The sequence below is a fragment of the Mycobacterium sp. TY814 genome (assembly GCF_030755175.1).
Taxonomy (GTDB): domain Bacteria; phylum Actinomycetota; class Actinomycetes; order Mycobacteriales; family Mycobacteriaceae; genus Mycobacterium.
The window spans coordinates 78,499-92,985 of sequence record NZ_JAUFRY010000006.1; the positions used below are offsets into that span (position 1 = coordinate 78,499).

Annotated in this window: 12 protein-coding genes; 5 read left to right on the forward strand and 7 right to left on the reverse strand. The window is 67.8% G+C overall.

Annotation, left to right across the window (positions count from 1 at the left end; all coding sequences use genetic code 11):
- Positions 1 to 76: 76 nt before the first annotated feature.
- The gene (locus QXH22_RS29680) at positions 77 to 1,597 is read left to right on the forward strand and encodes a sensor domain-containing protein (protein WP_306247664.1); all 1,521 of its coding nucleotides are present in this window, start codon (positions 77 to 79) and stop codon (positions 1,595 to 1,597) included.
- A gap of 264 nt (positions 1,598 to 1,861) precedes the next feature.
- Here the strand turns inward: QXH22_RS29680 and QXH22_RS29685 are convergent, their stop codons facing one another.
- The gene (locus QXH22_RS29685) at positions 1,862 to 2,728 is read right to left on the reverse strand and encodes an aminodeoxychorismate lyase (RefSeq protein ID WP_306277854.1); all 867 of its coding nucleotides are present in this window, start codon (positions 2,726 to 2,728) and stop codon (positions 1,862 to 1,864) included.
- A gap of 132 nt (positions 2,729 to 2,860) precedes the next feature.
- On the opposite strand from QXH22_RS29685, the gene QXH22_RS29690 reads away from it, so the two are divergent.
- Positions 2,861 to 3,955, forward strand: coding sequence for a folate-binding protein YgfZ (locus QXH22_RS29690; protein WP_306277793.1), 1,095 nt, complete (start codon positions 2,861 to 2,863; stop codon positions 3,953 to 3,955).
- Positions 3,956 to 4,152: 197 nt separating this feature from the next.
- Positions 4,153 to 4,332 carry a DUF3073 domain-containing protein gene (locus QXH22_RS29695; RefSeq protein WP_306247660.1) on the forward strand — a complete coding sequence of 60 codons (180 nt, stop codon included), beginning with the start codon at positions 4,153 to 4,155 and terminating at the stop codon, positions 4,330 to 4,332.
- A gap of 33 nt (positions 4,333 to 4,365) precedes the next feature.
- Here QXH22_RS29695 and purM read toward each other — a convergent pair whose 3' ends face one another.
- The 3 genes from purM to QXH22_RS29710 form a co-directional block, all read right to left on the reverse strand.
- Entirely contained in the window at positions 4,366 to 5,460 is a 1,095-nt protein-coding gene (gene purM, locus QXH22_RS29700; RefSeq protein ID WP_306247658.1) for a phosphoribosylformylglycinamidine cyclo-ligase, read from the reverse strand.
- A gap of 61 nt (positions 5,461 to 5,521) precedes the next feature.
- A complete protein-coding gene (gene purF, locus QXH22_RS29705; protein WP_306247657.1) occupies positions 5,522 to 7,060 on the reverse strand; it encodes an amidophosphoribosyltransferase in 1,539 nt (512 codons plus the stop codon).
- A gap of 138 nt (positions 7,061 to 7,198) precedes the next feature.
- On the reverse strand, positions 7,199 to 7,591 hold the full coding sequence (locus QXH22_RS29710) for a sterol carrier family protein (protein ID WP_306277794.1): 393 nt from the start codon (positions 7,589 to 7,591) through the stop codon (positions 7,199 to 7,201).
- A gap of 19 nt (positions 7,592 to 7,610) precedes the next feature.
- Between QXH22_RS29710 and QXH22_RS29715 the strand changes: the two genes are divergently transcribed.
- Positions 7,611 to 8,825: an MCE family protein gene (locus QXH22_RS29715; protein ID WP_306277795.1), complete on the forward strand. Its 1,215-nt coding sequence runs from the start codon at positions 7,611 to 7,613 to the stop codon at positions 8,823 to 8,825.
- Positions 8,826 to 9,017: 192 nt separating this feature from the next.
- On the forward strand, positions 9,018 to 10,598 hold the full coding sequence (locus tag QXH22_RS29720; RefSeq protein WP_306277796.1) for a stealth family protein: 1,581 nt from the start codon (positions 9,018 to 9,020) through the stop codon (positions 10,596 to 10,598).
- Here QXH22_RS29720 and QXH22_RS29725 read toward each other — a convergent pair.
- The 3 genes from QXH22_RS29725 to purL are packed head-to-tail and all read right to left on the reverse strand — an operon-like array spanning position 10,543 to position 14,465.
- Positions 10,543 to 11,499 carry a phosphodiesterase gene (locus tag QXH22_RS29725; RefSeq protein WP_306277797.1) on the reverse strand — a complete coding sequence of 319 codons (957 nt, stop codon included), beginning with the start codon at positions 11,497 to 11,499 and terminating at the stop codon, positions 10,543 to 10,545. The genes QXH22_RS29720 and QXH22_RS29725 overlap by 56 nt on opposite strands.
- 51 nt (positions 11,500 to 11,550) lie before the next feature.
- Positions 11,551 to 12,201 carry a CPBP family intramembrane glutamic endopeptidase gene (locus QXH22_RS29730; RefSeq protein ID WP_306277855.1) on the reverse strand — a complete coding sequence of 217 codons (651 nt, stop codon included), beginning with the start codon at positions 12,199 to 12,201 and terminating at the stop codon, positions 11,551 to 11,553.
- Positions 12,189 to 14,465, reverse strand: a complete 2,277-nt coding sequence (purL, locus tag QXH22_RS29735; RefSeq protein ID WP_306277856.1) for a phosphoribosylformylglycinamidine synthase subunit PurL — start codon at positions 14,463 to 14,465, stop codon at positions 12,189 to 12,191. The genes QXH22_RS29730 and purL overlap by 13 nt, the downstream gene beginning before the upstream one ends.
- Positions 14,466 to 14,487 lie beyond the last annotated feature (22 nt).

Here is a 14,487-nt window from a genome sequence, read left to right on the forward strand (position 1 = left end):
GCCAGTACCATGCGCTACCGTCGCATGACGGTTTCGCCGTATCAGCTTCCCCCTGCCCTCAATTGAGGAGACTTCCGTGGCCATATTCATCAGCTATTCGAGCCAGGACAGGACGTCGCTGGACGCGCTGACGACCGCGTTGAAGCGCGCTCAGCAGAAGGTGTGGTTCGACCAGGAACTCGGTGGTGGGGACGCCTGGTGGAACGCGATCCTGGAGCAGATCCGCTCCTGTGATGTGTTCATCGTCGCGCTGTCCAACAACTGGCTGCAGTCCAAGCCCAGCCAGGCCGAGCTGCGCTACGCCCAGGCTCTCAATCGCCCGATCCTGCCCGTCCAGGTGGGCCCCGTAGACAGCGTCCGGGTCAATCCCGTCTCGACGCTGCAGATCATCGACTACCAGAACCCCACGGTGGACGCCGGCATCCAGCTGGTCACCGCGATCCACGCCATGATCCAGAAGGCCGCCCCGCTTCCGTCGCCGCTGCCCGAAGAGCCGCCGGTGCCGTTCGGCTACATCATGCGGCTGGGCAACACCCTGTCGGAGAAAGAGCTGACTCCTCAGACGCAGTTGCAGCTGCTGGTGGAGCTGCGATCGGGGCTCGACGAGGACGGCGACGACCCCAGCGCGCGCAGCGACATCGCACAGCTGCTGCGGATGCTGCGCATGCGCCACGACGTCACCTACCGCACCCGGACCGAAATCGACAATGTGCTGGCCGAGATCGAGGCCAAGGACGGTGGCCCAGGAGAAGCGCCGCCAGCCAAGGAAACGGCGGCAAAGGCCCCGGAGGCGGCCGCCGCTGTCGCTCCTGCGGCCGCACCCCAGCCCCGCCCCGCCGCCGGTCAGGCGGTCTCTGCGGCCGGCACCGACAGCGGGCAGTCGAGCAAGAAGCTGCTCATCATCGGCGGCGCGGCGCTGGCCGCTGTGGTGGCGATCGTGTTGATCGTGGTGTTCGCCACCGGCGGCGGAAACAGCCGCAAGCCGGCGGCGTCGAAGCCGAGTGGGGAATCCAACGGCGTGCCCAACGGGGTTGCCGCTCCGGCCGAAACCGAGTCCGTCCTGCTTGGCGCCGCCGACATCGGGAACGTGCTGGGCGACCCCAACATGAAGGAAAGCGCCCGCAGCGACCAGCTGCGGGCGCCGCAGGGCACGTTGTCCGATCCGGAATGTCTGTCGGCGTTCGAACCGTTCCAGGAGTCGGTGTACCGGCCGCACGACCCGACCGCGATCCACAGCCAGGTCGTTCAGTCCTCCGGTGACGCCCACCGGGTGGTCGAGGCGGTCGCGAAGTTCCCCTCGGCGGAGAAGGCTCGCGCATTCGTCGAGTCGTCCGCCGGGAAGTGGCGGGCGTGCGCCAACAAGACCGTCACGTTCACCGGTCCGAGCAAGAGCACCGAGTGGAGCTTCGGCGAAGTCAATGGCGCCGCGCCGAAGATCACGATGACGCGTGCGGAGACCGACAACAACAGCCGCACCTGCCAGCATGCCCTCAGCGCGGCGGGCGACCTGGTCATCGAGGTTCAGGCGTGCGGAAACGACATCACCGACGGCGGCGCCAAACTCGCCGATCAGATCGCGGCGAGGGCGAACAAGTAGAAAGCCCGGAAAGCGGGCGCAAAATGGCGGCGAAAATGGAGCGGCCCCCGAGCGACGCTCCGGTTGGACAGACCGGACGCTCGAGGGCCGGGTGGCTGCGGGAAATTCGCCAGCGCGCGTAAATCGCTGACTCTTCCGAGCCAATGCAGCTAGCGCGCAGCCACCTCACATGTCCATGAAGCTATCAATTTCGCGGACCACCTCCTCTCTTGTGTAAAGCCGACGCTACCGCGACTCCGGCCCGGCGACAACAGATTTAAGCGCTCAGCGATCAATGACGATCGCGGCGTCAACCAGCTCGGCGAACGTATCGGCGAATGGGGCCCTCGGTAGCAGGCGGCCATCGAGGGTGTGCACGCGCGCGGCCAGCGTCATGCTCGACACCAGCCAGATGCCCTGTGCCGCGACGAGATCGGCGGGTCGCAGCGCACGGTAGTCGCAGTCGTACCCGCGGTCGCGTGCCACTTCGAAGAGTGCCTGCTGGGTGGTACCCCGCAGGATCGGATACCACGGTGGCGGGGTGAGGAGGCAGGGGCGGCCGTCCTCGCCCTCCACAGCGATGACCACTGTGGAGCGGGGCCCTTCCAGGATGTAGCCGTCGGTGCTGACGAAGATGACGTCGCCCGCGCCCTGTCGGGCGGCATAGCGCAGGACGGCCATGTTCACGGCGTACGACAGCGTCTTGGCGCCGGCCAGCAGCCAGGGCATGGTGTCGATGCCGCCCGCCGGCAATCCGCGATCGAGCGTGATCGCCGAAACACCGTCGCGCCGCACCGCGTTCACCCGATCCGGCACCGGGTTGACCATCACGTAGGTGGTCGACGCCGCCGGCGCGCTCTCCCGGCCGCGGCTGTACACCAGGCGCATCGCGGCCTCGTCGTCGGAGATGCTCAGCCACTGCCCGGTCGCCGCGTCGATCGCCCGCCGCCACCGGTCCAGGTCCGGTTCGGGCAGGTCCATCAACTTCGCCGACTGGGTCAGTCGCTGCAGGTGCGACTCGATCAGGCATGCCCTGCCCTCACGCACCAGCAGCGTCTCAAAGACTCCGTCGCCCCGCACCGCCGCCAGGTCGTCGGCATGCAGCAATGGGGTCCCCGAGTCGAGAACTTCGCCGTCCAGAGTGACGACCACACCCGTCATGGGGAGTGAGCCTAACCGCCCGCACCCTGGGCGAGCGTGCGGCTGGCTGCACGCTCGGCGCCGAGTGTGCGGCTGGCTTCACGCTCGGCCGTTGGCGGGGATACGCCGCCGTAGAGTTGACACATGAACCCAGTCCCTGCCCCGGATCCCGGCCCCGACGCCGGTGCGATCTGGCATTACGGCGACCCACTCGGCGAGCAGCGGGCGAGTCAGACCGACGCCATTCTGGTGGACCGTTCGCACCGTGCCGTGATCACGCTGACCGGAGCCGATCGCCAAACCTGGCTGCACAGCATCTCCACGCAGCACGTCAGCGCGCTACCGGAGGGCGCCAGCGCAGCGAACCTCAGCCTGGACGGCCAGGGCCGGGTCGAGGATCACTGGCTGCAGACCGAGTTGGGTGGCACCACCTACCTGGACACCGAACCGTGGCGCGGTGAACCGCTGCTGGCGTACCTGCGCAAGATGGTTTTCTGGTCGGACGTCACGGCGGCCGCCGCGGATCTGGCGGTGCTGTCGCTGATCGGGCCGCGGCTGGCGGAGCCGCCGATCCTGGCGGCGTTGGGGGTGGACGCCCTCCCACCCGAATGGTCAGCGGTGCCACTGCCGGCCGGTGGATTCCTGCGCCGGATGCCGAGCACCCCGAACGGTCCGATCGAGTTGGATCTGCTGGTACCGCGCGATTCGGCGGCCGACTGGCGGCAGCGACTGGCCCAGGCCGGGGTCCGTCCGGCCGGGGTGTGGGCCTACGAGGCCCACCGCGTGGCCGCCCTGCGCCCGCGGCTGGGCGTCGACACCGACGAGCGCACCATCCCGCACGAAGTGCGCTGGATCGGCGGGCCCGGCGAGGGCGCAGTGCATCTGGACAAGGGCTGCTACCGCGGCCAGGAGACGGTGGCTCGCGTGCACAACCTGGGCAAGCCGCCCCGGATGCTGGTGTTGCTGCACCTCGACGGTTCGGCAGAGCGGCCGTCGACCGGTGCCGCGGTGCTCGCCGGCGGCCGCGCGGTGGGACGGCTGGGAACGGTGGTCGAGCACGTGGACCTGGGACCGGTGGCACTGGCGCTGGTCAAGCGCGGCATCCCCGCCGACACACAATTGACGACGGGGGCCGACGGCGAGGTGGCCGCCGTGATCGACGCGGACTCGCTGCCACCGCTGAATGAGGTGGGCGCCGGCCGGCTGGCGGTGGATCGGCTACGCGGCGGCGCCCGATAGAGCGTCACGCGGCAGCGCCCGATAAGCAGCGCGCCCCAGCGCTCAATCACACTGTGACATCCGCCATGTGCGGCTGGGCAGGGCGCGCCCACCTTCGGCCGCGCGGCACGGTAAGCTGTCGTCAGGACAATAACGACACTAGAGATCGGAGCCGCCTACTCGTAGGCCGCTCCGTTATTTCGCGAGGGGGTCCCCCCATGGGCCGCGGCCGGGCTAAGGCAAAGCAGACCAAGGTTGCTCGAGAACTGAAATACAGCTCCCCGCAGACCGACTTCACGCGGCTTCAGCGCGAGTTGTCAGGGACGAGCACCAGCACCGATGACTCCGACAGCGTGGAGGGCGATTCATGGGACGACGAGGACACCTGGCGCCGCTGATCTGACGCAGGTGCCACTCGGCACCGCATCGCTTCAGAATCTCGGATGCTGCCCGACAAGCGTCGCGCGCGGGCCTTCCTTTCCACCCTTGCAAATGGTGCCCAGCACCCAGCAGTCCAAGTGCCGGGCGGTCAGAATGGCCAATGCGCGGTCGGTGTCTTCGGGTGCCACGACGGCGATCATCCCCACACCCATGTTGAAGGTCTTTTCCATCTCCGGCCGGGCCACACGGCCACGCTGCGCAATCATGGCGAAGACCGGTGCGGGGGTCCAGGTGCCCCGGTCCACCTCGGCGACCAGACCGTGCGGGATGACGCGTTCGAGGTTTCCGGCCAGCCCTCCGCCGGTGACGTGGCAGAAGGTGCGGACCTGGGTCTCGGCGGCCAGCGCCAGGCAGTCCTTGGCGTAGATGCGGGTGGGCTCCAGCAGCTCCTCGCCCAGCGTGCGGCCGAATTCCTCGACGTAGCCGGCCAGGTTCATCCGGTCGATCTCGAGTAGCACGGTCCGGGCGAGCGAGTACCCGTTGGAGTGCAGCCCCGAGGAGCCCATCCCGATGATGACGTCGCCGGGTTTGACGCGGTCCGGTCCCAGGACGTCGTCCGCCTCCACCACGCCGACCCCGGTCGCCGAGATGTCGTAGTGGTCGGGCTCCATCAGCCCGGGGTGCTCGGCCGTCTCGCCGCCCAGCAGCGCGCAGCCGGCACGCACGCAGCCTTCGGCGATACCACCCACGATCGCCGCAACCCGCTCCGGGACGGTGCGGCCGACCGCGATGTAGTCCTGCAGGAAGAGCGGTTCGGCACCGCAGACGACGAGGTCGTCGACGACCATCGCGACCAGGTCGAGGCCCACGGTGTCGTGCTTGTCCATCGCCTGGGCGACCGCCAGCTTGGTGCCGACGCCGTCGGTGGAGGCAGCGAGCACCGGTTCGCGGTAATCACCGCGTAAGGCGAACAACCCGGCGAAGCCGCCGAGCCCTCCGCGCACCTCGGGTCGGGTGGCCTTGGACGCCAGCGGCTTGAACAAGTCGACAGCGCGGTCACCGGCTTCTATGTCCACCCCGGCCGATGCGTAGGTGATGCCCTGGTTGCCCGCGCCGCGTTTGGCGCTCAGTTCGGGATCCGTCATCGCGATAAAGGCTACCGGTCGGCAGGCACCGCCGGTAACGGTTACCTACCCAGAGCCTGCGTCAGCGCCCTACCGGAACGTCCGGCGCGTCCTGGGCGGCGGCCAGGTCGCTCAGGCCGGCGCCGCGCGCGGCGTTGGCCAGCATGTGCTCGATGACGTTCTTGCCCAGCGCGCTCTCGCTGGGCAGTTCGATCGGATAAGTGCCGTCGAAGCAGGCCGTGCACAGCCGCGACGCGGGCTGCTCGGTGGCCGCGATCAGACCCCGCAGCGAGATGTAGCCGAGCGTGTCGGCATTGATGGCGTGCCGAACCGCTTCGAGCATCTCCCCTTCGTCCTCGACGGCGTTGGCGATCAGCTCGGCCGGGGACGGAAAGTCGATGCCGTAGAAGCAGGGCCACTTGACCGGCGGCGAGGCGATCCGGACGTGCACTTCCACGGCCCCGGCTTCGCGCAGCATGCGGACCAGGGCGCGCTGGGTGTTGCCGCGCACGATCGAGTCGTCGACCACGATGAGCCGCTTACCGCGGATCACCTCTTTGAGCGGGTTCAGCTTGAGCCGGATGCCGAGCTGACGGATCGTCTGCGACGGCTGGATGAAGGTGCGCCCGACGTAGGCGTTCTTCATCAGGCCCTGCCCGTACGGGATGCCGGATTCCTGCGCGTAGCCCACCGCGGCCGGTGTGCCGGACTCGGGCACGCCGATGACCAGGTCGGCGTCGACCGCGGACTCGCGCGCCAGCTGGCGGCCGATGTCCAGCCGGGCACCGTGGATCGACCGGCCTCCGATCGTGCTGTCCGGCCGGGCCAGGTAGACGTACTCGAAAATGCAGCCCTTGGGGGTCGGGTTGGCGAAGCGGGTGGAACGCACCCCGTCGGCGTCGATCGCCAGCAGTTCGCCCGGCTCGATGTCCCGCACGAACGACGCGCCGACGATGTCGAGGGCAGCGGTTTCCGAAGCCACCACCCAGCCGCGATCCAGCCGTCCCAGAGACAGCGGCCGCACGCCGTGCGGGTCGCGGCAGGCGTACAGCGTGTTTTCGTCCATGAATGTCAGACAGAACGCGCCGCGCACGGTCGGCAGCAGTTCCAGCGCAGCCTGTTCCAGGCTGGAGTCGGCCGCTCCGTGAGCCAGCAGCGCACCGAGAATGTCGGAGTCGGTGGTCGCCGGGGCAGGTGCCCGCTTGGCGATCAGGCCCTCGTCGCGGGCGCGCGCCATCAGCTCGGCGGCGTTGACCAGATTTCCGTTGTGCCCCAACGCAACTCCGGTGCCCGCGGCGGTATTGCGGAAAACCGGCTGGGCGTTCTCCCAGGTGGTGTCACCGGAGGTGGAGTAGCGGCAGTGCCCGATAGCGACGTGACCCTCCATGGCGGCCAGCGTCTGCTCGTCGAACACCTGACTGACCAGGCCGAGGTCTTTGAAAACCAGCACCTGGGATCCGTCGGCCACGGCGATGCCCGCGGCTTCCTGGCCGCGGTGCTGCAAGGCGTACAGGCCGTAGTAGGTGAGCTTGGCGACATCTTCACCCGGGGCCCAGACCCCGAATACACCACACTCTTCACGAGGCGAACTGAAATCTTCTTCGGGCTGCTGCGCGGTCACGGCGTGGCGGCTCCCTAGGGCGCGGTTAGTGACGTCTACGGAGTCTACGGGCACCGCGGGCGGCCTGCGCAATGCCGAACCGCGTGTTGCGGTGGACAAGATGGGCGTGTCGCCCGACAAACTCCAGGTCAGTAGAGGTCAAGGCGTTAAACGCAACAACGGCATCCAGTGTTCTATTTCACACGCACGTGACCCCGAAAGAGTCAGGGCGCCGCCGTTGGCAGCGTCGCCGAACCCCATCAGCCCCGTTGCCACCATCAGCCACGTGCGCGGATCGGTTTCCACCACATTGGGCGGCGTGCCGCGGGTGTGCCGGGGACCGGAAACGCATTGCACTGCGACGAACGGCGGTATCCGCACCTCCACGCTGGCACCGGGAGCCAGGTCGGCCAGGGTCCGGGCCGTGAGACGGACAGCGGCGGCGAGGGCGGCCCGCTCGGGCATCGGGTGGGTTTCGTCGCGCAGCCAGTCGGCGATCGCCGACACGGCCTGCCGTGTCTTTGCCGGATCGGCTTTCTGACGGGCGGCCATACCCTAGGGTCTCAGAATCATGGAGCGTCGTCGCTCGGGCGCGCGGCCACCGTACCGGACCATCGGCCTTGTCGCGCTGGTGGCGCTGACGCTTGTCCTGGGCGCGCTGTACTGGCAGTTCCGCGGGAACTTCACCCCGAAGACGAAGCTGACGATGGTAGCCCCCCGGGCGGGCCTGGTGATGGATCCGGGCGCGAAGGTCACCTACAACGGCGTGCAGATCGGCCGGGTGGGCGCCATCTCCGAGATCAGCCGCGACGGCGTCCCGGCAGCCCAGCTGGTCCTCGACATCTTCCCCAAGTACATCCCGCAGATTCCGGCCAACGTCGCCGCCGAGATCAAGGCGACCACCGTATTCGGCAACAAATACGTGTCGCTCAGCTCGCCGAAAGAACCGGCGCCGCAACATATCACGCCGTCGATCGTGATCGATGCGACGAAGGTGACCACCGAATTCAACACACTGTTCCAGACCCTGACCGCCATCGCCGAGAAGGTCGATCCGGTCAAGCTCAATCTGACGCTCAACGCGGCCGGCCTGGCACTGGCGGGGCTGGGCGACAAGTTCGGCACCTCACTGACCAACGGAAACGCGATCCTCGACGACCTGAACCCGCAATTGCCTGCGGCCCGCCTGGACGTGCAGCGCCTGGCGGCTCTGGGTGACATCTACGCCGACGCCGCACCGGAGCTGCTGGCGGCGCTCGACGCGGCGAGCACCACGGCACACACCGTCAGTCAGCAGCGCAACGATCTCGACGCCGCGCTGCTGGCCGCCGCCGGATTCGCCGACACCGCGACCCCGGTGTTCGAGCGCGCCGGGCCCTACCTGGCACGGGGAGCCGCCGACCTCATTCCCACGGCGCAGCTGCTCGACGAGTACAGCCCCGAGATCGTGTGCACGATCCGCAACTACGACGAAGTGGCGCCCAGGATCCGCAATGCGCTCGGGTTCAACGGCTACGCACTCGGGGCAACCTCGGCGGGCGCCATCACGGGAGCACCGGGCCCGTACATCTACCCCGAGAACCTGCCCCGGACCAACACCAGGGGTGGCCCCGGCGGGAAACCGGGCTGCTGGCAGAAGATCACCAGGGACCTGTGGCCCGCTCCGTATCTGGTGATGGACGCAGGTTATGACCTGGCTCCCTACAACCATTTCGAGATCGGTTCACCGATGTTTCTCGACTATGTATGGGGCCGGCAGATCGGCGACTACACCATCAACCCCTGACGGCGACGTCGCACCGCCGGATCACGGGTTCGCCGATCCACATGACGTCAAGGTGAACTGACCGTTAAGTCCAGGTATCGGAACCAGACTAAATCGACTGTCCTGCAACAGTTATCACTCCGACGCGCGATCCCGGCACAAGTGTGGGATTCTGCGGATGTTGGGGTGACTTCGACCTGAGGTGGTGGTCCGGTGCCAAAAATTTTTTCCAGCGACGGCGACCGGTCCGTCCCCGGTTCGCCCGTTACGGTGAACCGTCGAGGCCGGATCGCGCGCGTGGAGGCCAGTCTCACACCGCATGAGGCACAGATCGAGGATCTGGTTTTTCTCCGAAAAACGTTGGCCCGGAACGGTATTCCCTACCTTCTGGTCCGCGATCACAAGGATCGCCCGATCCTCGCCGTCGATATCCGGTTGCGCGCGGCCGTCGAACAGGCCTTGGCGGTTGCCTGCGCCACCGAACCGATGTACGCGAAAAGTGTTGACGGACAGGTGCTTCTTGCGGGTGGCAGGCTGTCCACCTCGCCCGATCCGCGCGTCCTGCGGGTATACCGGCGCAGGATTGCGCCCGGCGGATTCCGCTACGGCCCGGCATTCGGTGTCGATCTGCAGTTCTGGTCGTTCGACGAGAACGCCATCGGATGCCCGGTGGAGAACTCACTGACCCGCAGGGTGCTCCCGCGCGACGAAATCACCCCCGCGACCGTCAAACTCCACGGCTATAAGTGGCCGACGCTGGAAGGCATGTTCACCCCGCACGCCGGCGACGTGACGTTCGACATCGACCTGGTCTTCTCCTGGGTCGACGGCAGTGACCCGGAGTTCCGCGCCCAGCGGGCCGCCCGGTTGTCCGGACACGTGGTGGGTGAAGGCGACGATGCCGAGGCCCGCATCCGCCAGATCGACGAACTGAAATACGCGCTGCGCTCGGTGAACATGTTCGCCCCATGGATCCGCCGCATCTTCATCGCGACGGATTCGGCGCCGCCGGCCTGGCTCGCCGAACACCCGAAGATCACCATTGTCCCTGCGATCGAACACTTTTCAGATCCGGCTGCGCTACCGACCTACAATTCGCACGCGGTGGAGAGCCAGCTGCACCACATCGCCGACCTCAGCGAGCATTTCCTGTACTCCAATGACGACATGTTCTTCGGCCGCCCGCTGCGGCCCAGCATGTTCTTCTCCCCCGGCGGGGTCAGCAGGTTCATCGAAGCCGATACCCGAATCGGACTGGGCGCCAACCACCCCGGCCGCAGCGGCTTCGAGAACGCCGCCCGGGTGAACCGGCAATTGCTCGTGGAGCGGTTCGGGCAGCTCATCACCCGCCATCTCGAACACACCGCGGTGCCGCTGCGCAAGAGCATCCTGCTGGAGATGGAGCGCGAATTTCCCGACGAGTTCGCCCGCACGCAGGCCAGCGCATTTCGCTCCTGCACCGACATCTCGGTGACGAATTCGTTTTATCACTACTACGCGTTGCTGACCGGTCGCGCTGTTCCGCAGGAGAAGGCCAGAGTCCGCTACGTGAACACGACCACCCGGGCGGGCCTGAGCCTGCTGCCCGAGCTGCGCAAGAATCGCCGGCACCACTTCTTCTGCCTCAACGACAGCAGCTTTCCCGAAGTCTCCGCCGCCGAACGCGCCGAACGGGTCATCGACTTCCTGGAGCGGTATTTTCCGATTCCCGCACCCTGGGAGAAGGTTCCGGCCGGGGTCAGTCGCCCCGACCTTGCGGTGCCGTCGACGTCAGTGCCATCGGAGGGTGCTTGAAAAGCGAGTCGCGCCGGGACGGCTCGATGAAGATGCCGGCTTCGGCGATGTTGCGCTGCGCCTGGCCGGGGGAGACGAACGTGCCGACGGTGTTTCCGCCGCCCAGCGGGATGACCGAGTGCACAACGGTTTCCGGGTAGATGTGCACCAGGTTGCAGGCCTGCGCGCCGTCCCGGCCGCGGGTCCCGCCGACGGCGACGGTGAGGTCCTGGGTGTAGCAGGTGGCCGAGGCGACCGAGACCGGAATCCCGGCGAAGGTGGCATTCGTCGAGTAGTGCAGGTGCCCGGCCAGGATGGCGCGGACGTCGCTGCCCTTCAGCACCCGTCCCAGTGGGGCCTGGTCGCGCAGTTCCACGGTGACGGCCATGTCCAGCACGCTGGGAATCGGTGGGTGGTGCAGGGCCAGTATCGTGCCGTCGGGCGCCGGTGTCGCCAGTTCCTGTGCAAGCCAATCCAATTGAGCCGGCCGGATTTCGCCGTGGTGGTAACCCGGCACCGAGGTGTCGAGGGTGATGATGCGCAGTCCGTCGATCCTGCGCACATGGTCGACCGGAGCCATGGACGGCACTTCGTCCAGCAGCAGTCGGCGCAGTTCCGCCCGGTCGTCGTGGTTGCCCATCACCCAGACGAGTTCGGCGCCGAGGTCGGCCGCGAACGGCTCAACCAGGTCGCGAAGCTTGCGATAGGCGGCGGGCTCCCCCTTGTCGGCGAGATCACCGGTGAAGACGATGGCGTCGGGGCGCACCCCCGAGTCGTTCAGCTGTCCGAGAAGCTCACCCAACCGGCCGTCGGCATCGACGTCGCCATACAGCGGACCGTCCCCGCCCAACAGGTGGGTGTCGCTGATGTGCAGAAGTACATAGTCCGGCCGCGGGTGCTCCGCGGCCCTGAGTCTGTGCACCGGCGCCCCCTCTAGCTGGGTATTTAACAAGCAATTAACAAGTGTAGGGCGTCACGCGCCCGATCGCGCGCCGTGTGAGCCGTTCCACTTTCGGCGCTGTACGGCCACCACGGCGATCGCGCCCGCCTCGTTGATGGCCAGGTGCACGAGGATCGGCGCCAGCAGGCTGCCGCTGCGCTCGGCCAACCAGCCGAACAACCAGCCCGCCAAGCCGGTCACCACCACGATGGGCAGCAACGGTTCGCCCGCCGATCGAGCGTCGGCGATGTGGGACAGACCGAACGCGCCGGCCTGCAGCAGCCGTCCACCCGCGACACCGAAGGCCTGCCGGGCCGCGCCGCCCAGCGCACCGCGAAAGGCGGCCTCCTCGGCCCACACCGTGCCGACCGGTATCTGCCAGCCCAGCCAGCCCGGCACCGACGCCGGCACGTCGCGCGCTGACATGGACAGTCGCACCCGGGGAACGGGCGTCATCGCCGCGATCGTGACCGCCACCAGCGCTGCCGCCGACGAACCCAGCCGCACCCCGGCCCACACCCGTGGTGGGCGAAATCCCAACGGCGCCCGCGTCGTCAGGGCCAACACGGTGCCGCCGGCTGCCTGCACCGGTGTGCGGTACGCAGCCGGCAACCGCGGGCCGGCGAAGCTCCAGCCGACCAGGACAGCGGCCAAACCCAGTGCGCGAAGCCTTAACCGAAGAATCGCGGCAGCACCGCCTCGGAGGTCGCTCGCAGTTCGGCCAGCGACACCGTGAACAGCCCCTGCACCTCGATGGCGTCCGATGCCTGATCGACGACGCCGATGCGGGCGGCCGGCAGTCCCCGGGCCGCACACATCGAGGTGAACCTGCTCTCTTCGGTGCGCGGCACCGCAACCAGCGCCCGGCCGGCCGACTCGGAGAACAGCGCCACAAACGGATCCGCATTCTCGGGAAGCACAATGCGGCAACCGGTTTCACCCGCCAGCGCCGATTCGACGACGGCCTGGGCCAGTCCGCCTTCGGACAGATCGTGCGCGGCGCTGATCAGGCCGTCGCGAGAGCCCGCGGCCAGCACCTCGGCCAGCAGCTTCTCGCGTTGCAGGTCGACCGCCGGAGGTAGCCCGCCCAGGTGATCGGCCGTCACCTGCGCCCATACCGAACCGTCGAATTCGTCGCGGGTATCGCCGAGCAACAACAGGCTCTCTCCCGGTTCGGTGCCCATGCCGGTGGGGATGCGCCGGCTGACATCGTCGATCACACCGAGCACACCGACGACCGGGGTCGGCAGAATTGCCGTCGACCCGGTCTGGTTGTAGAAGCTGACGTTGCCCCCGGTGACCGGAATGCCCAGCGCGGCACAACCATCCGCCAGACCCCGCACCGCCTGGGAGAATTGCCACATCACGCCTGGGTCCTCCGGCGAGCCGAAGTTGAGGCAGTTCGTCACCGCGACCGGGGTGGCACCGGTGACAGCCACATTGCGGTAGGCCTCGGCGAGGGCGAGTTGCGCACCGGTGTACGGATCCAGTTTGGTGTAGCGCCCCGACGCGTCGGTGGACAGGGCGATGCCACGCCCGGTCGCTTCGTCGATGCGCAGCACTCCGCCGTCCGCGTGTTCGGCGAGGACCGTGTTGCCGCGCACGTACCGGTCGTACTGCTCGGTGATCAGCGCCCGACTGCACAGATGCGGACTGTCAAGCAGCGCAAGCAAAGTCGCGCGCAGTTCGTCGCCGGAGACCGGCCGGGGCAGCTTTTTGGAGGAATCCGCGTTCAACGCGTCCTGCGTGTCGGGACGGGTGACCGGCCGCTCGTACACCGGTCCCTCGTGGGCCACGGTGCGCGGCGGCACGTCTACGACGGTCTCACCGTGCCAGGTGATGCGGAGCCGGTCCCCGTCGGTGACCTCGCCGATGACGGTGGCCAGCACCTCCCACTTGCGGCACACGTCCATGAACGCGTCGACGTTCTCCGGCGCGACCACCGCGCACATCCGCTCTTGCGATTCGCTGCAGAGGATCTCGGCGGGCGTCATCTCCTTGGCGCGCAACGGCACCGCGTCCAGGTCGATCGCCATCCCGCCGTCCCCGGCCGAGGCCAACTCCGATGTGGCACAGGATAATCCGGCACCGCCAAGGTCCTGGATGCCGATCACCAGGCCGGCGGCGTAGAGCTCGAGGCAGCACTCGATGAGCACCTTCTCCATGAACGGGTCACCGACCTGCACCGACGGCAGCTTCTTGCGCGAATTCTCCGCTCCCCCGTCGGCGCTGAAGGTGTCCGAGGCCAGCACCGAGACCCCGCCGATGCCGTCGAGCCCGGTACGCGCCCCGAACAGGATGATCTTGTTGCCGGTGCCGGAGGCGAACGCCAGGTGCAGATCTTCCTGCCGTAGCACGCCGACGCACAACGCATTCACCAGCGGGTTGCCGGCATAACAGGCGTCGAAAACGGTTTCCCCGCCGATGTTGGGCAGCCCCAGCGAGTTTCCGTAGCCACCGATGCCGCGGACCACCCCGTCGAGCACCCGGCGGGTGTCGGGCGCGTCGGCGGCACCGAAGCGGAGCTGGTCCATGACCGCGACCGGCCGGGCACCCATGGCCATGATGTCGCGGACGATGCCGCCGACGCCGGTGGCCGCGCCCTGGTAGGGCTCCACGTAGGACGGGTGGTTGTGCGATTCGACCTTGAAGGTGACCGCCCAGCCGTCGCCGATGTCGACGACGCCCGCGTTCTCGCCGATGCCGGCCAGCATGCCGGTGCGCATCTCCTCGGTGGTGGTCTCACCGAAATAGCGCAGGTGGACCTTGGAAGACTTGTAGGAGCAGTGCTCGCTCCACATCACCGAGTACATCGCGAGCTCGGTGTCGGTGGGCCGGCGGCCGAGAATCTCGCGGATCCGCTGGTACTCGTCGTCTTTGAGGCCCAGTTCGTGGAACGGTTGCGGCTGGTCGGGGCTGGTTGCGGCGTGCTCGACGGTGTCAGTCACGTGGGGGCTCGTCACCCCGACA